This is a genomic window from Cellulomonas timonensis (assembly GCF_900046455.1).
GTDB lineage: Bacteria > Actinomycetota > Actinomycetes > Actinomycetales > Cellulomonadaceae > Cellulomonas_A > Cellulomonas_A timonensis.
The window spans coordinates 167,223-183,736 of record NZ_FCOT01000013.1; the positions used below are offsets into that span (position 1 = coordinate 167,223).

A 16,514-nucleotide genomic window follows, 5' to 3' on the forward strand; every position below is an offset into this window, starting at 1 on the left:
AGGGAACGGATGACCATCGAGATTCGCAGCGCGCGCGTCGACGAGCACCCCGCGGTGGGGCGCCTGACCGAGCACGGCTTCGCCACCGGGGTGTACGGGCCGACCACGAATCCGGAGCGCGTGCGGCTGCTGCGCGACGCCGCCGGGCGAGCCGCCAGCGGCGACCTGCTGGTGGCCGTCGAGGGCGACGAACTGCTCGGCACGGCCAGCCTGCTGCGGAACGGCACAGACCACGCCCGCGAGGCGCGGGACAGCGAGGCCGAGCTGCGGCTGCTCACGGTCGCCCCCGCCGGGCGGGGCCGGGGCATCGGGGGCGCGATGGTCCTCGAGTCCCTGGACCGGGCGCGCGCCTGGGGCATGGACGCGCTCGTCCTGGACACTGGGCCGGCCAACGTGGACGCGCAGCGCCTCTACGAGCGGCTGGGGTTCACCCGTGACGTCGAGCGCGAGACGGCAGAGGTGCCGGGCGTCGGGCGCCTCGTGTTCTACAGGTACGACTTCTCCCGACACGGCGTGCTCGTCCGGCTGATCGCCGCGCATGAGCATCAGCGGGTCGCCGAGCTGACCGTCGCGGCGTACAGCCACGACTACGAGCTCAGTGACCGGTACCGCGCCGAGCTCGCGGACGTCGAGACCCGCGCGCGCGAGCACGAGGTGTGGGTGGCCCAGGACCTGGCGACCGGCGCGCTGCTGGGCGCTGTCGCCACCCCACGGCCAGGGGCCCGCATCTCCCTGGTCGCGGAGGACGGCGAGCTCGACTTCCGGCTCCTCGCCGTCGATCCGGCTGCCCGCCGGCGCGGCGTCGGCGAGCTGCTCACCCGGCACGTCGTGGGCCTCGCGCGGCAGCGCGGCCTGCGGAGCGTGGTGATGTACTCCGGGGCGCAGATGACCGGCGCCCACCGGCTCTACGAACGGCTCGGCTTCACCCGGTTGCCCGAGCGCGAGACCCACATCTTCGAGGGGGGACCGCTCCTCGCGTTCGGCCTCGACGTCGCGACCCCCGAAGGAGCACGCCGATGAGGTTCCAGGTCCTCGACATCGTCCCGCACACCCCGCACCCCGTCACCGGCGAGCTGATCGGCCCCACGGAGCGGCTCGAGCGGGTGGTGCAGAACGCGGTCCTCGCCGAGCAGCTCGGCTTCGACTCGTACGCCGTGGGGGAGCGGCACGCCGGCGACTTCCTGTCCTCCTCGCCCACCGTGCTGCTCGGCGCGCTCGCGCAGGCCACCGAGCGCATCCTGCTGAGCACCGGGGTCACCGTGCTCTCGCTGCTGGACCCGGTGCGCGTCGCCGAGGACTACGCCACCGTCGACCAGCTCTCCGGCGGGCGGCTCGAGATCATCATCGGCAAGGGCAACGAGGACCGGCACTTCCCGCTGTTCGGGCTCGACATCGCCCACCAGTACGACTACCTCCAGGAGAACTACGAGCTGCTGCGGCGCCTGCTGCGCGAGGAGCACGTCGACTGGTCGGGCCGCTTCCATGCCCCGCTGGCCGACGCGACGACGCAGCCCCGCCCCTTCGACGGCCCGTTCCGCGTGTGGCACGGCTCCGCGACGTCGACCTTCGCCGTCGAGCTCGCCGCCCGATGGGGTGACCCGATCTTCACGGCGAACGCGTTCCAGCCCCGGGAGGCCTACAAGGCGCTCATCGACCACTACCGCGAGCAGTACGCGGCCTACGGCCACGACCCGGCGAAGGCGTACGTCGGCTCCGGATCGGGCGGGCTGTTCCTCGCCGACACCACCGAGCAGGCGACGGCCGAGTACCGGGCGGTGTACGAGGCGCAGGCCGCCCGCACCGCCGCCGCGCACGCCGGTGACGGCCGTCCCGGCAAGGCGTCGTCCTTCCCCACCCTCGAGGACGCGGTGGCGCACGGGCCGGCGCTGGTGGGCTCCCCGGAGCAGGTGGCCGAGAAGATCCTCGGCTACCACAAGGCCTACGGCCACGACGTCCAGTCCGTCTCGCTCAACCCCGTGCTGCCCTATGAGCAGCAGCAGGACGTGCTGCGCCGCTTCGCCGAGGAGGTGGCGCCGCTGGTGCGCCGCGAGGTGTCGACGACACTGTGGGGGCCGGACGACGCGGGCCGGGCGCGCGGGCTCGCCTGACGGCCTGGCCTGTGCGGTGAGGCGGGCCCGACGGTCGAGACGGGGCTCGATGGGCGGAGGGCCCCGGACTACGCTGGCGTCATGACTGCCTCGCTCGAGAACACGGTCGCGACCCCGACGTCCCACGCCGCGGGCCCGGCCCCCGACGTGGCCGAGCAGGTGCTGGCCGCCGCGAGGCGCGCGAAGTCGGCCGCGCGGGTGCTCGCGACGGCGACCCGGGCCACCAAGGACGCCGCCCTGGACGCCCTCGCCGACGCCCTCGTCGCGCACACCGACGAGATCCTCGAGGCCAACGCCGAGGACCTCGAGCGCGGCCGCGAGAACGGCACGTCGTCGGGGCTGCTCGACCGGCTCGCGCTGACCGACGCCCGCATCGTCGCCATCGCCGAGGCGCTGCGCGAGCTGGCCGCGCTGCCCGATCCGGTGGGGGAGGTCGTGCGCGGCTCCACGCTGCCCAACGGACTGCGCCTGCGCCAGGTCCGGGTGCCGATGGGCGTGGTCGGGATGATCTACGAGGCCCGCCCCAACGTCACTGTCGACGCCGCCGGGCTGGCGCTCAAGAGCGGCAACGCCGTCGTGCTGCGCGGGGGCTCGGCAGCCGCCCGCAGCAACGAGGTCATCGTGGGCGTCCTCGGCGCGGCGCTGGCCGCGCAGGGCCTGCCCGCCGACCTGGTCCAGTCCATCGACGCCTACGGCCGCGAGGGCGCCGTCGCGCTCATGCACGCGCGCGGGCTGGTGGACGTGCTCGTCCCGCGCGGTGGCGCGGACCTGATCCAGACCGTGGTGCGCGAGTCCACGGTGCCCGTCGTGGAGACGGGCGTCGGCAACTGCCACGTGTACGTCGACGCCAGCGCCGATCCCGCGATGGCGCTGCCCATCCTGCTCAACTCGAAGACCCAGCGGGTGGGGGTGTGCAACGCGGCCGAGACGCTGCTGGTGCACGCCGACGCCGCCGCCGGGTTCCTGCCCGCGGCCCTGGCGGCGCTCGCGGGGGAGGGCGTCGTGCTGCACGGCGACGCGGCGACGGCGGCGCTCGCCCCCGAGGGCGTGGCCGTGGTCCCCGCCACCGACGAGGACTGGGCGACGGAGTACCTGTCGCTGGACCTGGCCGTGCGCGTCGTGGACGACCTGGACGCCGCGATCGAGCACATCCGCACCTGGTCGTCGGGGCACACCGAGGCGATCGTCACGCGCGACCTCGCGGCGTCGGAGCGGTTCGTCGCGGAGCTCGACTCGGCGGCGGTCATCGTCAACGCGTCGACCCGGTTCACCGACGGCGGCCAGTTCGGGCTCGGCGCGGAGATCGGGATCTCGACTCAGAAGCTGCACGCCCGGGGGCCCATGGGCCTCGCGGAGCTGACCACGACGAAGTGGGTCGTGCACGGTGACGGGCACGTCCGGGCCTGAGCGCCCGACCGACGTGCGACACTGGACCCGCTTTGTCTCAGGACCTTTCTGGAGGATGACGTGCACGCTGCCCTGCTCGCTGCTGAGGAAGCCGTCGTGAACCATCTGGAGTTCCCGCCCGTCGTCTACGGGGCGATCACGCTGGCCAGCCTCCTCGCGCTGCTGGGCGTCACGTACGCGTTCCGGAGCGTCGGCACCCGCCACTGAGCGCGGCTCCGAGCACCACGAGGACGAGAGCGAGGTTGCAGCCGATGACGCCGCGACGGCCACGGCTCGGTGTGATGGGCGGCACGTTCGACCCCATCCACCACGGTCACCTGGTCGCCGCGAGCGAGGTCGCCGCCCAGTTCGACCTGGACGAGGTGATCTTCGTCCCGACGGGCCACCCGACGTTCAAGCAGGACCAGCACGTCACAGCCGCCGAGCACCGGTACCTGATGGCGGTCATCGCGACCGCGTCGAACCCGCGCTTCACGGTGAGCCGCGTCGACATCGACCGTCCGGGGCTGACCTACACGGTCGACACGCTGCGCGACCTCAACCTGCACCGGCCGGGCGCCGATCTGTTCTTCATCACCGGGGCGGACGCCGTCGAGCAGATCCTCACGTGGAAGGACCCGGACGAGCTCTTCGGCATGGCGCAGTTCGTGGCCGTGACGCGTCCCGGTCATACGTTGTCCATCGCCGGCCTGCCCGCGGACAGGGTGAGCCAGCACGAGATCCCTGCGCTGGCCATCTCCTCGACGGACGTCCGGGCGCGTGCGCGCGCCGGGCACCCCGTCTGGTACCTCGTCCCCGACGGGGTGGTCCAGTACATCGCGAAGCACGGCCTGTATCGAGGTAACGATGAGTGAACCCGGAGAGCGTCGCCGCCGTCGAGAGATGGCCCGAACGGACGACCCTGGAGCCGTGGACGGCGCCGCGGGTCCCGACAGCGCGCCGATGTCCCGTCGCGCGCTGCGCAGCCAGCCCGTGCAGTCCGTCGGACCCGACGGCCAAGGTGGCGGCCAGGGGCCGTACCAGGTGCCCGGCTTGGCGCCCGAGCCCGCGAGCCCGATGCGCTCGCGCCGTTCGATCCGCGACACCTCGCTGGAGCCCTCCGGCCCGCGCCAGGGCCCGGTGGCCCCGTCCCCGAGCCCACGAGACAGGCAGCAATCTCGTATGCCGTCTTCTGCTTGAAAAAAAAAACAAATTTCATACCAGCCTCACCCTTACCTTCATTATGGTTCTCGTTAGCGACCACGTCCCCTTTATATCCCATCTACTCGGCTGCTTTACCGCGTCCAATCGGCCTGGGGCGCCGCCGCGGCGCCGGTGGACGCCCCCGCCGAGAACCCCGCGGCCGGTGTGCCCTGGCGTCCCACGGCGAGCCCCGCGGGCCCGTCTTGGGCGAGCACCGCGCCCGCCGCCCCGGCCGCTCCCGCAGCCCGCACCGCTCCGCCCGCCGTGCCGGTCGACGCGCCTGCCGGCGCCGGGCCCGCGTGGGCGCCGAGCGGAGCGCCCGCCTCCGTCCCCGCCGAGGAGCCGGCGGCTCCGCCGTGGGGCGCCCTGTCGCGCACCACACGCGCTGGGGCCGAGGCGCAGCCGGAGCCTGGGGCCAGCGCCACGCCGTACGCTAGTGACGACGACGACGAGGACGACGAGTACGACGAGCGCCCTTCGCACCCGTACACCTGGCTGCAGCTCATCGTGCTGGCTCTCGTCGCGTTCGTCCTCGGCTTCCTCATCATGCTGCTCGGCAGCAAGGCAGCCGGTGGCGACGAGTCGGCCGCTGGCCCGGCCACCACCGACGTGGCTGCCGGCGTCGTGGCCGTCGACATCTCACCCGGTCTGCGCGTGCTCTGACGAGCGCCGCAGCGCCCATTACACAAGGAGTCCCGTGCCGGCAACCGAACGCGCCGTCGAGCTCGCCATCCTGGCAGCCCGCGCCGCAGCCGACCTCAAGGCTGAAGAGATCATCGCCCTCGACGTGAGCGAGCAGCTCGTCCTCACGGACGCGTTCGTCATCGCGTCGGGCACCAACGAGCGACAGGTCGGCGCCATCGTCGACGCCGTCGAGGAGTCCCTGCACAAGGCCGGCTCGAAGGCCGTGCGCCGCGAGGGCAAGTCCGAGGGCCGCTGGGTCCTGCTCGACTTCGGCGACATCGTGGTGCACGTGCAGCACGCCGAGGACCGCGTCTACTACGCGCTCGAGAAGCTGTGGAAGGACTGCCCGGCCATCGAGCTGCCGGCTGACATCCGCAGCGGCGACGGCACCACCGCAGACGAGCCCGGCGAGGACGGAACCGCTCTGTGACGGCGGGGCGCGTGCTGCTCTGGCGGCACGGGCGCACCGCGCACAACGCCTCCGGGCGGCTGCAAGGCCAGGTCGACATCCCGCTCGACGATGTGGGCCGCTGGCAGGCGCACACCGCCGCGGCGGCGCTCACGGCCCGGTACCGGCCCACGCTCATCGTGAGCTCCGACCTGTCGCGCGCGCGGGCGACAGCCGAGGCGCTCGCCGAGCAGGCCGGGCTCGACCTGGTGCTCGACCCGCGCGTGCGGGAGCGGTCGTTCGGCGACTGGGAGGGCATGACCTCCCTGGAGATCGCCGAGCGCTGGCCTGCCGACCACGCCGCATGGGCGCAGGGCGGCGAGCCGCACCGTCCCGGCGGCGAGAGCCGCGCCGACGTCGCGCAGCGCATGCATGAGGCAGTGGTGGAGCACGCCGCCGGGCTCGACGCGGGGGACACCCTCGTGGTCGTCACCCACGGCGCGGCGATCAGCCTGGCCGTGGGGGCGCTGCTCGGGCTCCCCGCGGACTGGCGGGGCATCACCGGTCCGAGCAATGCCCACTGGGCCGAGCTGCACGCCGGACGCGCCTCGCATGGCGGCGCCTGGCGGCTCACGGGCTACAACCTGGGCCCGACAGACGCCTCCGCTGACTGGAACGCGGGGCCCGATCAGCAGGTCAGAGATCCCGATTAGCCATTCGGGGCCTGTCTGACCTACAGTTATCCACGCCCGCAAGGGCACGGGGGATCCGCCCGGGAACACGTTTCCGGTTGATCTCACGGGGCTGTGGCGCAGCTGGTAGCGCACCTGCATGGCATGCAGGGGGTCAGGGGTTCGAATCCCCTCAGCTCCACCGAAGACGAAGAGCGTCCGACCAATGGTCGGGCGCTCTTCGTTTGTGCGGGCTCGTTTGTGCGGCGCGGGAGGGTGGCCCTGACGCGGCCTCCCTCGCGTCGCCAGACGTCGGCAGGGTGGATCGCATGACACACACAACGGATCACACCAACCCTGCCCGCCTTCTGACCGGCGCCCCGCTGAGCGGCCGCGTGGCCGTGGTGACCGGAGCCTCCAGTGGCATCGGCGAGGCCACCGCTGAGCGGCTCGCGGGCCTGGGCGCGAGGGTCGCCCTCCTCGCGCGTCGTGGAGAGCGCCTCGACGCGCTCGAGGACCGCATTCGCGGGAACGGCGGCGAGGCGCTGGCGCTGCCCACCGATGTGGTGGACCGAGACGCCCTCCTGGCGACCGCGGACCGCGTCCAGCGTGAGCTGGGCGAGGTCGACCTCGTCTTCGCCAACGCCGGCGTGCAGCTCATCAGCAGCATCGTGGACCTCGCTGTGGAGGATTGGGACGCCCAGATCGACCTGAACGTCAGGGGCACCATGAACACGGTGCAGGCGTTCGTGCGCACGCTGGTCAGCAGTGCGGAACGCGGGCCGGCCGACCTCATCGTGACGTCCTCAACGGCAGCGGTGCGCCACCTCGAGCGCTTCCAGGTGTACTCGGCGACGAAGGCGTACCAGGCCCAGCTGACGCGGTTGCTGCGGATGGAGCTGGGCCGCAGCAAGGTCCGGGTCTCCGCGATCGAGCCCGGCATGGTGGACACCGAGCTGCCCGACCATGTGACCGACCCGGCGGCGAGCCAGCTGATGGCAGACCTCATCAAGGAGATCGACGTCCTGCAGCCGGCCGACATCGCGGAGGCCGTCGCCTTCATCGCGAGCGTCCCGCGCCACGTCAACCTCGCCGAGGTGCACATCCTGCCCACCGAGCAGGTGATCTGAGCCCGGGCCGCGGTGTCAGGGGGTGATCACGAGCTCCGCGACGAGGCCGTCCTCGAGCCGGAAGTGCGGGCGGAGGTCGCCTGGCCCGTGAGCGTCGGGGTGGAGGTGTGCTCGCTCGCCGCGGGGAGCAGGTCGGGGCGGTAGGGCTCGAACGGCGCGTTGCTCTGGTGGTCCTGCTGCTGCTCGGTCATGCCCCGCACGGTGCGCCTTGCCCCAGGGGAAGGTCAACCGGAGGGCGGCCGGGCCTCAGCGGGAGATCCGGAGGATCGGCCAGCCGATCTCGGTGACGGCGTGCGGGTCGATCCGGGGGAACCCCTCGAGGTAGGTCTCCCGGATCGGCCCGTCGACGCTGAGCTCGTGGCGGGTGACGTGCCCGCCGAGCGCCGCGTACACGTGGGGCACCGTCTCGTCCGCGCCACGGTGGGTCGCGACGGCGAGCTCCACGGGCGGGAGCAGTATGAGGCGCGCTCGCCCCTCCAGCGCCCAGCTCTCGGGCTCCGCCGCGACGGGGACGTGGACGGCGGCTGCGCCCTTCTCGTCGAGGAAGAGCTCGGTGGACCACTCGCCGCCGTAGGGCCCGGTCCGGCGGAGCGCGCCGCCATCGGCGAGGGCGGTCAGCTCCGCCATGGAGCGCTGGAACCAGGTGCCGAGATCGGCCAGCTCGATGGTCTCCCTGATCTCCACCACCAGCGTCTCCGGAACGCTGCGGTGGGTGATGGGGATCGGGGCGGACGCCTCGTCGAGCAGGCCTCGCAGGCGTCGGACGGCGGCACGGGCCTCGTCGAGCCGCGCCTCCATGCGCTCGAGGTGCTCGGAGACGAGGGCCGCCCTCGTGGCGATGTCCGGGGCTGTCAGTACCGCGCGGATCACGTAGACTGGCACGCCGAGCGCACGCAGCTCACGGATGATCCGGGCGTCGGCCAGCTGCTCGGCGCGTACTGGCGGTAGCCGTTGCGCGCGTCGACGGCCGCAGGGGTGAGCAGCCCGGACTGGTGGTAGAGGCGCAGCGCCTTCGCGCTGAGGTGGGTGGCCCGGGAGAAGTCGCCGATGGTCATGGAAGCGCGCATGGCTCCATCTTCCGCCGCCACGGGAGGGAGCGGACGCGCCCCGTGGTGGCGCTCCGCTGCTGGCTGATCAGCACACCGGCCAGGACGAGCGCGGCGCCCACCGCCTGGCGCGGGCCGAACGCCTCGCCGGCGGCCAGCGTGCCCAGCAGCACGCCCGTGACGGGGTTGAGCAGCCCGATCGCGCCGACGGCGCCTGCGGGCAGTCGGCGCAGCCCGGCGAACCAGGCGACGTAGGCGAGCGCTGTCGCCACCAGTGTGACGTAGCCGAACCCCAGCAGCGCGGGGGCGTCGAGCGATGGCGGCGGGCCCTCGACCAGCAGCGCGGCGGGCACGATCAGCGCGCCACCACCGATGAGCTGCCAGGACGTCACGGCGACCGTCGACTCCGTCGGCGCCCATCGCTTGGTCAGGACGAAGCCGAGGGACGACATGGCCATGGCCGCGATCGACGCGGCCACGCCCCATCCGCGCACCGCGGCGCCGCCGCCGAGCAGCAGGACCCCGACGCCCACGACGCCGGTGACCGCTCCGATGACGCCTGGCGCGGCGGGCCGCTCAGAGAGCAACGGCCAGGCGAGCAGCATCAGCACGAGGGCTGAGGAGGCCATGATCGTCGACGCCACGTTGGAGGGCAGGAGCTGGGAGGCGACGTAGATCAGGATGAAGAACGCGCCGACGTTGAGCGTGCCCAGGACGAGCGACCGCCACCACCACGAGCCGCGGGGGAGCCGGCGCGCGAGGAGCAGCAGGAGGATCCCGGCGGGCAGCGCGCGCAGCACGGAGCCCCACAGCGGCGATTCGGCGGGCAGGTACTGGCGGGTCACGAAGTAGTTCGATCCCCAGGCCACCGGGGCGATCGCCGTGATCAGGACCCATCGCCATTTCGCTTCCATGGAAGCGACTATAGCTTCCGGGGAAGCTATAGTCGGCGCATGGCAGAGGCGAGCGACCGGGTGGCCCACATCCAGGCGGAGTGGCGGCGGGAGCGTCCGGACCTCGACGTCTCACCCCAGGGGATCGTCGGGCGCCTGCACCGGCTCGCCGCGCACCTCACCGCCGAGTTGGTCGCCGTCTACGAGCGCCACGGGCTCGGCGAGGGAGAGTTCGACGTGCTCGCCGCGCTCCGCCGAGCCGGCGCGCCGTACGAGCGGGCGCCCGTCGACCTCGCGCGGCACACGATGGTCACCACCGGCGCGATGACCAAGCGTGTCGACAGGCTCATCGCCGCGGGGCTCGTGGAGCGCCGGCTGGCGGAAGGCGACGGCAGGCGTCGGATCGTCGCGCTCACGCCGGCCGGGCTCGAGGTCATCGACGCCGCGTTCGCCGAGCACATGCGCAACGAGCGGCGCCTCGTGGAGCAGCTCTCGGCCGCGGACCGAGCCGCCCTGGAGCCGATCCTCATCCGCTGGCTGCAGGTCTACGAGGCTGGCTGACGGGGGCGTGCGCCGCCCGGAGGGGGGCGCGCGGGGCGCGACACCCGGGTGCTCGCGTGGGTCGTTCGTCCTGTGTGGCGGCTACTGGGCCATGCGCGAGCCCCTGACCTGCGGCTGCACGCGCGACCGAGTGGTGGAAGGGTGACCTCACTTAGGGAAGGCTCTGCTAACTTCCAGGTGGCGCGGCGTGGGTCGTGCCCCGAGAACTCCTGAGGAGCCACCACCGTGAAGTCCCTCCGTCTGCGCTCGCTGGCGACCGTGACGCTCGCCGTCGCGGCGCTCGCCCTGAGCGCCTGCAGCTCGTCCGAGACCGCCGACCCGGGGGACGCCACCCCCCAGGCCGAGGTCACCGAGGACACGTCATGGCCGCGCACCATCACGCACGAGGCGGGTGAGACGGTCATCGAGGCGAAGCCCGAGCGGATCGTCTCGACGGCCATGAGCGCCACCGGCACGCTGCTGGCCATCGACGCCCCGGTGGTGGCGTCGGCGGCGAGCAAGCCCGACACCGCCAGCGCCGACGCGAACGGCTTCTTCCGCCAGTGGGGCGACCTGGCCGTCGAGCGCGGCGTCGAGGTGCTGTACCCGAACCTCGAGTTCGACCTGGAGGCGATCATCGCCGCCGAGCCCGACCTGGTCATCGTCTCGACCAGCGGCGCCGACAGCGTGCTCGACCAGTACGCCCAGCTCAGCGAGCTGTACCCGACGATCGTCGTGGACTACTCCAGCCAGACCTGGCAGGACCTCGCGGCCGAGCTGGGCGCCGCCACCGGCCTCGAGGACGAGGCCGCGGCAGCAGCTGCCGACTTCGACGCCTACGTGGCCGACGCCGCGAAGAAGATCACCGTCGACCCCGGTGTCGCGAGCATCGTCAGCTACAACGGCGCCGAGTCGGACTCCGCGGTCGCCAAGACGACCAGCCCGTGGGCGCAGCTCTTCGACGGCCTGGGCATCGAGGTGGTCGCGGCCCCTGACGAGCTCGACACCTCCGAGCAGGTGCGCCAGGACGTCGCCTGGGTCTCCTTCGAGAACGTGACGGCAGCCATCGGCGGCGACAGCGTGTTCCTGCTCTCCGGCGAGGCCCCCGACGTCGAGCGGTTCCTCGCCGAGCCCACGCTCGCGAACCTGCCAGCCGTGCAGAGCAAGCAGGTCTACCCGATGGGCCTGTCCTTCCGGCTCGACCTCTACAGCGCCACCTCGCTCGTCGACACGCTCGTCGAGCAGCTGAGCTGACTCGGCCCCTCATGTCGATCGCCCCGGCCCGCACCATGGGCCGCACCCCCGGCCCGTCGCCTCGCATGAGGCGGCGGGCCGGGCTGGCCGTCTCCTGGGTGTGCCTGGCCGTTCTGCTGCTGGCCAGCCTGGCGCTCGGCTCACGGCAGATCCCGCTGTCGGAGACGATCAACGCGTTCGTCGCCTACGACCCCGGCAACGACCTGCACCTGATCGTGCGGGAGCTGCGGGTGCCGCGCACGATCATCGCCGTGCTGGTCGGCGCCGCCCTCGGCATGTCCGGCGCGCTGATGCAGGCGATGACCCGCAACGCGCTCGCCGAGCCCGGGGTGCTGGGCGTCAACGCCGGCGCCGCGGCCGCCATCGTGCTCGGTGTCTCCGCCTTCGGGCTCAACGGCATCGGCGGGTACGTCTGGTTCGGGTACCTCGGTGCGGGGCTCGCCGCTGTCGCGGTGCTCGCGCTCGGCCGGGCGCACGACGCGGGGACCAATCCGGTGCGGCTCGTGCTGGCAGGCTCGGGGCTGAGCGTGATGCTCGCGGCCCTCACCTCGATCGTCATCATCAACTCGCCCGACCGCGCCCTCGACGCGTTCCGGGCCTGGGCCACGGGATCACTGCAGGGCCGGGGCATGGACGCGGTGCCGGTGGTGGCGGCGAGCATCGCCGTCGGCGCGGTGCTGGCCCTGGCGGTGGCGCCGTCGCTCAACGCCGTCGCGCTCGGCTCGGACATGAGCAAGGCGCTCGGGCTGAACGGCCGCCGCACCTGGACGCTCGCGTCGGTGGCGGTGCTGCTGCTCGCCGGCTCCGCGACCGCCGCCGCCGGGCCCATCGCGTTCGTCGGACTCGCGGCGCCGCATATGGCGCGGCTCGTGGTGGGCCCCGACCAGCGGCGCGTGCTGCCCTGGTCGGCGCTGTTCGCCACGATCGTCCTGCTCGGCGCCGATGTGCTGGGACGGCTTGTCGCGCATCCCAGCGAGATCGGCGCAGGGGTGATGTCGGCAGTCATCGGCGGCCCCTTCTTCATCGCCCTCGTCCGCCGCCGGAGGTTCGCCCAGCTATGACCGCCGCCACCGCCCTGCCCGACTCCGCTGGCCGTGCGCCCGCGCCGCGCTCACGCGTCTTCCGACGCGGGCCCCTGTCGTGGCGCTGGCACCCCCGCACCACGGCGGTCTGCGTCGCGCTGACCGTCCTGGTCCTGGTGCTCGGGGTGCTGGTGATGGCCACCGGCACGATCCAGCTCACCCCGTCGGAGGTCCTCGCCGGGCTGACCGGCCGCACAGACGACGCGGTGGCCCGCAAGGTCGTCACCGACATCCGGCTGCCGCGCCTGCTCACCGCCGTCTTCGTGGGCGCCTGCCTGGGGACCGCAGGCGCCGTGTTCCAGTCGATCTCCCGCAACGCGCTCGGCTCGCCGGACATCATCGGGTTCACCACCGGCTCGGCCACCGGCGCCGTGGCCCAGATCGTGCTGATCAACGCCGGCGCCACGGCGACGGCTGTGAGCGCAGTGGCCGGCGGGCTGATCACCGCGCTGGTCGTCTACGCGCTGTCGTCCAAGGGCGGCGTGACCGGGGGCTTCCGGCTGGTGCTGGTGGGCATCGGCGTCGGGTCGATGCTCGCCGCCGTGAACACGCTGCTGCTCTCACGGGCCGGCATCGAGCAGGCCATGTCCGCCGAGATCTGGCTGGCGGGCTCGCTCAACGCGCGCGCCTGGGAGCACGTGTGGCCGGTGGCCGTGGGCTTCGTGGCGCTGCTGCCCGTCATCCTCGCGCTCGGCCGCCATCTGGACCTCATGGAGATGGGCGACGACGCGGCTCGCCAGCTCGGGGTCCGAGTCGAGCGGACCCGACTGGTGTTGATGGTGGCGGCCGTCTCAATGACGGCGCTGGCCACCGCCTCGGCCGGCCCCGTCGCGTTCGTCGCCCTCGCCGCGCCCCAGCTCGTGGTGCGCGTGACGCGCTCGGTGCGGGCGCCGCTGGCCTCCTCGGCGTTCATGGGAGCCGCGCTCGTGGTCGCCGCCGACCTGCTCACCCAGCATCTGCCGGTGAACGCCGCCATCCCGATCGGCCGGATGACCGGCCTGCTCGGCGGCGCCTACCTGCTGTGGCTGCTGACCCGATCGCGCCAGGTGTGAGGCCGCGCGTGAACCACGATGAAGGACGCTCCATGACTTCCACGCTCGCCGCCCAGGGCCTCACCGTCGGCTACGACGGCCGGGTCGTCTCGACCGACCTCGACGTCGAGATCCCCACCGGGTCGTTCACCGCGATCATCGGCCCCAATGCCTGCGGCAAGTCGACGCTGCTGCGCGCGCTCTCGCGGCTGCTCGCCCCGCGCGCCGGGCAGGTGGTGCTCGACGGGAAGGCGATCACCGAGTACTCCTCCCGCGAGGTCGCCCGGCGCCTGGGGCTGCTGCCGCAGAGCTCCACCGCGCCCGATGGCATCACGGTCGCTGACCTGGTGTCCCGGGGCCGGTTCCCGCACCAGTCGATGCTGCGGCAGTGGTCCGCCGACGACGAGCGCGCCGTGCTGGCGGCGATGACGGCCACCGGTGTGGCGGACCTCGCCGAGCACGCCGTGGACCAGCTCTCGGGCGGGCAGCGGCAGCGGGTGTGGCTCGCGCTGGTGCTCGCGCAGGAGACGCCGGTGCTGCTGCTCGACGAGCCGACGACGTTCCTCGACATCGCGCACCAGATCGAGGTGCTGAGCCTGTGCCGTCGTCTGCACGACACCGGCGACTACACGCTCGTCGCGGTGTTGCACGACCTCAACATGGCGTTCCGCTACGCCGACCACGTGATCGCCATGAAGGACGGCCGGGTGGTCGCCACCGGCGCCCCTGACGACATCGTCACGGCTGAGTTGATCGGCGCGGTCTACGACATCGAGTGCGTGTGCGTGCCGGACCCCGTCACGGGCCGGCCCATGGTCGTGCCGCTCGACGCCGACCGGCCCGCCCGCCCTACCCGTCCTGCCCTGAACGACGCGCCTGCTCTGACCACCACCCGGGAGACCCGATGACCGCCGACAGCCTGCCCGTGAGCGCCGAGGTCGTGCGGGTGGTGGACGTGACCCCGCGGATGCGCCGGGTGACGTTCGCGGGCCCCGAGGTCGAGGAGTTCCTCGCCGTGACCGGGCCGCCCAACATCAAGCTCTACTTCCCCGACGCCGACGGCCGCCTCGACCTGCCTGCCCGCGAGAACCGCAGGTACGTGTGGGCGCCCGGCCAGCGGGACCGGGTCCGCACCTACACGATGCGCCGCGCCGACGTGCAGGCCGGCGAGCTCGACGTGGACTTCGTGCGCCATGGCGACGAGGGGCTCGCGTCCGCGTGGGCGGAGCGGGTGGAGCCTGGCGACCGGTTGGGCCTGCTGGCCGGCGGCGGCCTGGTGCCGGGGGTGTGCGACTGGATCGTGCTGGTGGCCGACGAGACCGGGCTGCCGGCCGTCGGGTGGATCCTCGAGGGCCTGCCGCACACGACGCGCGGGCTCGTGATCGTCGAGGTCGCGGACGCCGGCGAGGAGCAGGATCTGCGCAGGCCCCCGGGCGTCGAGGTGCGCTGGCTGCACCGCGACGGCGCCCAGCCGGGCTCCACGCGGATGCTGCAGGACGCCGTGCTCGGCCTGGCGCTGCCCCCGCAGGACGTGGTGGCGGCCGGCGGCACGGCCCGGGTCTGGGTCGCCGCGGAGTCGGCGGTGGTCCGCGAGCTGCGACGGCATCTGCGCGAGACCGGCTTCGACAGGCGCCAGCAGCTCATCATCGGGTACTGGCACCACGGGATCACCGAGGTCGGGTACGGCAAGGAGTCCGACCACGACCGGGTCGACGGCGAGCTCGAGGTCGAGCCGGGCGAAGGCTCGCCCGTGGCGGCCGGCGTCGCGGCGGCAGTCGTGACAGCGCCGTGACCCGTCGCACCGCCGCGCCCCCGGAGCCGCGCTCCCACCAGGTCCACGGGCAGCGCTTCGACGAGCGCAAGCCGGTGGCGGCGCCCGGGATCGAGCGCGTGCCACGGGTCGTCGGCGAGCCCGAGCGTGCCTGGCGCGAGGCCCGGTCCGGGGGCTCCGAGGCCACCGCCCGCTCGCGTCGGGAGCTCGCCGCGCGGCTGCTCGCCGGGCCGTCACCCGCCATTGACGACAGCGACCCCGGCAGTGGCGAGTGCGTCTACACGTGGGTGGTGGAGGACCCGGACGCGTCGGCGGTGCTGCTCAGCGCCAATGGGGTGCTCGATGTGCGCGACGTGGGCGCCAGCGAGCTGACCCGGCTCGAGGGCTCCGATGTGTGGACGCTGTCGTACCGGATGCCGCGTGACTGGCGCGCGTCGTACGTGGTCACCGCCCACCACGGCGACGGGCTGCCGCCCTGGCGGGTGGCGACCGACCGCCGGGCCATCCGGCTCGCCGCGATGGCCGGCGCACCCGACCCGCGCAACCCGCTGCGCTCGGCGACCATGCACGACACGGCCGTCTCGGTGGTGGAGGGGCCCGCCGCGCCCGCCCACCCGTGGCGCGCGGGCCCCGGGGAGCAGGCGCTGAGCGTCATCGACTTTCCCGCCACTCCTGCCCGACGCGCGTGGCGGGTGTGGCTGTACGAGCCGTCCGGATCCTCGCCCGACGATGTGCTGCCGCTGGCCGTCGTGTTCGACGGGCAGGTGTGGGCGCAGGCCCGGCCGCTCGCCGGGGGCCTGGACGCCGCGATCCGCGCGGGCGCCCTTCCGCCGCTGCGGGCGGTGCTCGTCGACTCCGGCGACGTGCCCACCCGATGGGAGGAGCTGGGGGTCCCGGGCGGCGTCACCACGTTCGTGCTGGAGGACCTGCTGCCCGCCCTGCGCATGCGCGTCGGGATCAGCGACGACCCGTCCCAGGTGGTCGCGACCGGGGCGAGCTTCGGTGGCCTGGCGGCGCTGTGGCTCGTCGCCCTGGGCAGTGGCCAGGTGGGCGCCGCCGTCGCGCAGTCGCCATCGCTGTGGCGCTTCGACCTGACCGGGCCGCTGCTCGCCGCGACGCCCGGGCGCGTCGAGCTGCAGGTCGGCACGCTCGAGCCGGAGATGCTCGGCGCCTGCCGTGAGCTGAGCGGCGAGCTCGCGCGCCACGGACGCGACGTGCGACTCACCGTCGTGGCCGGTGGGCACGACTGGGCGTGGTGGCACCCCGCGATGATCGACGGGCTGGCGCGGGCGCTGCGCCCGCCGGGCGCCTGAGGGCCGCTACCGTG

General features: G+C 73.3%; 19 protein-coding genes and 1 tRNA gene. 16 read left to right on the forward strand and 4 right to left on the reverse strand.

The window, feature by feature from the left end; translation table 11 throughout:
• Positions 1-9: 9 nt before the first annotated feature.
• From BN3788_RS18750 to BN3788_RS14300, 9 genes are all read left to right on the forward strand, one after another.
• Entirely contained in the window at positions 10-1,020 is a 1,011-nt protein-coding gene (locus tag BN3788_RS18750) for a GNAT family N-acetyltransferase (RefSeq protein WP_082812942.1), read from the forward strand.
• Entirely contained in the window at positions 1,017-2,108 is a 1,092-nt protein-coding gene (locus BN3788_RS14265; protein ID WP_066587579.1) for an LLM class flavin-dependent oxidoreductase, read from the forward strand. The genes BN3788_RS18750 and BN3788_RS14265 overlap by 4 nt, the downstream gene beginning before the upstream one ends.
• An 81-nt stretch (positions 2,109-2,189) precedes the next feature.
• Complete coding sequence (locus BN3788_RS14270) at positions 2,190-3,515, forward strand: glutamate-5-semialdehyde dehydrogenase (protein WP_066587584.1); 1,326 nt, start codon at positions 2,190-2,192, stop codon at positions 3,513-3,515.
• A 251-nt stretch (positions 3,516-3,766) separates the two neighbouring features.
• Positions 3,767-4,369: a nicotinate-nucleotide adenylyltransferase gene (gene nadD, locus BN3788_RS14275; protein ID WP_066587590.1), complete on the forward strand. Its 603-nt coding sequence runs from the start codon at positions 3,767-3,769 to the stop codon at positions 4,367-4,369.
• A gap of 460 nt (positions 4,370-4,829) precedes the next feature.
• Positions 4,830-5,360, forward strand: a complete 531-nt coding sequence (locus BN3788_RS14280; RefSeq protein WP_066587592.1) for a hypothetical protein — start codon at positions 4,830-4,832, stop codon at positions 5,358-5,360.
• A 34-nt stretch (positions 5,361-5,394) separates the two neighbouring features.
• The gene (rsfS, locus tag BN3788_RS14285; RefSeq protein ID WP_066587594.1) at positions 5,395-5,811 is read left to right on the forward strand and encodes a ribosome silencing factor; all 417 of its coding nucleotides are present in this window, start codon (positions 5,395-5,397) and stop codon (positions 5,809-5,811) included.
• On the forward strand, positions 5,808-6,482 hold the full coding sequence (locus BN3788_RS14290) for a histidine phosphatase family protein (protein WP_066587595.1): 675 nt from the start codon (positions 5,808-5,810) through the stop codon (positions 6,480-6,482). Before rsfS ends, BN3788_RS14290 begins: the two co-directional genes overlap by 4 nt.
• Positions 6,483-6,569: 87 nt before the next feature.
• Positions 6,570-6,642 (forward strand) — tRNA-Ala (locus BN3788_RS14295).
• Positions 6,643-6,769: 127 nt separating this feature from the next.
• On the forward strand, positions 6,770-7,570 hold the full coding sequence (locus BN3788_RS14300; RefSeq protein WP_066587597.1) for an SDR family oxidoreductase: 801 nt from the start codon (positions 6,770-6,772) through the stop codon (positions 7,568-7,570).
• A gap of 26 nt (positions 7,571-7,596) precedes the next feature.
• Here BN3788_RS14300 and BN3788_RS19350 read toward each other — a convergent pair whose 3' ends face one another.
• From BN3788_RS19350 to BN3788_RS14315, 4 genes are read right to left on the reverse strand one after another with little or no spacing between them, the layout of a single operon-like run.
• Entirely contained in the window at positions 7,597-7,761 is a 165-nt protein-coding gene (locus BN3788_RS19350) for a hypothetical protein (RefSeq protein ID WP_159066905.1), read from the reverse strand.
• 55 nt (positions 7,762-7,816) lie between these two features.
• Positions 7,817-8,452: a GyrI-like domain-containing protein gene (locus tag BN3788_RS14305; protein WP_147525133.1), complete on the reverse strand. Its 636-nt coding sequence runs from the start codon at positions 8,450-8,452 to the stop codon at positions 7,817-7,819.
• Positions 8,437-8,637 carry a MerR family DNA-binding transcriptional regulator gene (locus tag BN3788_RS14310; protein ID WP_082812943.1) on the reverse strand — a complete coding sequence of 67 codons (201 nt, stop codon included), beginning with the start codon at positions 8,635-8,637 and terminating at the stop codon, positions 8,437-8,439. The genes BN3788_RS14305 and BN3788_RS14310 overlap by 16 nt, the downstream gene beginning before the upstream one ends.
• A complete protein-coding gene (locus BN3788_RS14315; protein WP_066587605.1) occupies positions 8,622-9,530 on the reverse strand; it encodes a DMT family transporter in 909 nt (302 codons plus the stop codon). Before BN3788_RS14315 ends, BN3788_RS14310 begins: the two co-directional genes overlap by 16 nt.
• Positions 9,531-9,569: 39 nt before the next feature.
• On the opposite strand from BN3788_RS14315, the gene BN3788_RS14320 reads away from it, so the two are divergent.
• The 7 genes from BN3788_RS14320 to BN3788_RS19355 all read left to right on the forward strand — a co-directional run bounded on the left by BN3788_RS14320 (position 9,570) and on the right by BN3788_RS19355 (position 16,500).
• Complete coding sequence (locus BN3788_RS14320; protein WP_066587607.1) at positions 9,570-10,070, forward strand: MarR family winged helix-turn-helix transcriptional regulator; 501 nt, start codon at positions 9,570-9,572, stop codon at positions 10,068-10,070.
• Positions 10,071-10,295: 225 nt separating this feature from the next.
• Positions 10,296-11,303 (forward strand): Fe2+-enterobactin ABC transporter substrate-binding protein, encoded by a 1,008-nt coding sequence (fepB, locus tag BN3788_RS14325; RefSeq protein ID WP_066587609.1) that lies wholly within the window; start codon positions 10,296-10,298, stop codon positions 11,301-11,303.
• 11 nt (positions 11,304-11,314) lie between these two features.
• Entirely contained in the window at positions 11,315-12,364 is a 1,050-nt protein-coding gene (locus BN3788_RS14330; RefSeq protein WP_066587611.1) for a FecCD family ABC transporter permease, read from the forward strand.
• Positions 12,361-13,437, forward strand: coding sequence for a FecCD family ABC transporter permease (locus BN3788_RS14335; RefSeq protein WP_066587613.1), 1,077 nt, complete (start codon positions 12,361-12,363; stop codon positions 13,435-13,437). Before BN3788_RS14330 ends, BN3788_RS14335 begins: the two co-directional genes overlap by 4 nt.
• Positions 13,438-13,469: 32 nt before the next feature.
• Positions 13,470-14,324, forward strand: coding sequence for an ABC transporter ATP-binding protein (locus tag BN3788_RS14340; RefSeq protein WP_082812944.1), 855 nt, complete (start codon positions 13,470-13,472; stop codon positions 14,322-14,324).
• The gene (locus BN3788_RS14345; protein WP_082812945.1) at positions 14,321-15,208 is read left to right on the forward strand and encodes a siderophore-interacting protein; all 888 of its coding nucleotides are present in this window, start codon (positions 14,321-14,323) and stop codon (positions 15,206-15,208) included. The genes BN3788_RS14340 and BN3788_RS14345 overlap by 4 nt, the downstream gene beginning before the upstream one ends.
• The gene (locus tag BN3788_RS19355) at positions 15,205-16,500 is read left to right on the forward strand and encodes an enterochelin esterase domain-containing protein (protein ID WP_066587615.1); all 1,296 of its coding nucleotides are present in this window, start codon (positions 15,205-15,207) and stop codon (positions 16,498-16,500) included. Before BN3788_RS14345 ends, BN3788_RS19355 begins: the two co-directional genes overlap by 4 nt.
• Positions 16,501-16,514 lie beyond the last annotated feature (14 nt).

Coding starts and splice junctions, on each gene's coding strand:
- BN3788_RS18750 (WP_082812942.1), top strand. CDS start 10: ATGACCATCGAGATTCGCAGCGCGCGCGTCGACGAGCACCCCGCGGTG.
- BN3788_RS14265 (WP_066587579.1), top strand. CDS start 1,017: ATGAGGTTCCAGGTCCTCGACATCGTCCCGCACACCCCGCACCCCGTC.
- BN3788_RS14270 (WP_066587584.1), top strand. CDS start 2,190: ATGACTGCCTCGCTCGAGAACACGGTCGCGACCCCGACGTCCCACGCC.
- nadD (WP_066587590.1), top strand. CDS start 3,767: ATGACGCCGCGACGGCCACGGCTCGGTGTGATGGGCGGCACGTTCGAC.
- BN3788_RS14300 (WP_066587597.1), top strand. CDS start 6,770: ATGACACACACAACGGATCACACCAACCCTGCCCGCCTTCTGACCGGC.
- BN3788_RS19350 (WP_159066905.1), bottom strand. CDS start 7,761: ATGACCGAGCAGCAGCAGGACCACCAGAGCAACGCGCCGTTCGAGCCC.
- BN3788_RS14310 (WP_082812943.1), bottom strand. CDS start 8,637: ATGCGCGCTTCCATGACCATCGGCGACTTCTCCCGGGCCACCCACCTC.
- BN3788_RS14315 (WP_066587605.1), bottom strand. CDS start 9,530: ATGGAAGCGAAATGGCGATGGGTCCTGATCACGGCGATCGCCCCGGTG.
- BN3788_RS14320 (WP_066587607.1), top strand. CDS start 9,570: ATGGCAGAGGCGAGCGACCGGGTGGCCCACATCCAGGCGGAGTGGCGG.
- BN3788_RS14330 (WP_066587611.1), top strand. CDS start 11,315: ATGTCGATCGCCCCGGCCCGCACCATGGGCCGCACCCCCGGCCCGTCG.
- BN3788_RS14335 (WP_066587613.1), top strand. CDS start 12,361: ATGACCGCCGCCACCGCCCTGCCCGACTCCGCTGGCCGTGCGCCCGCG.
- BN3788_RS14340 (WP_082812944.1), top strand. CDS start 13,470: ATGACTTCCACGCTCGCCGCCCAGGGCCTCACCGTCGGCTACGACGGC.
- BN3788_RS14345 (WP_082812945.1), top strand. CDS start 14,321: ATGACCGCCGACAGCCTGCCCGTGAGCGCCGAGGTCGTGCGGGTGGTG.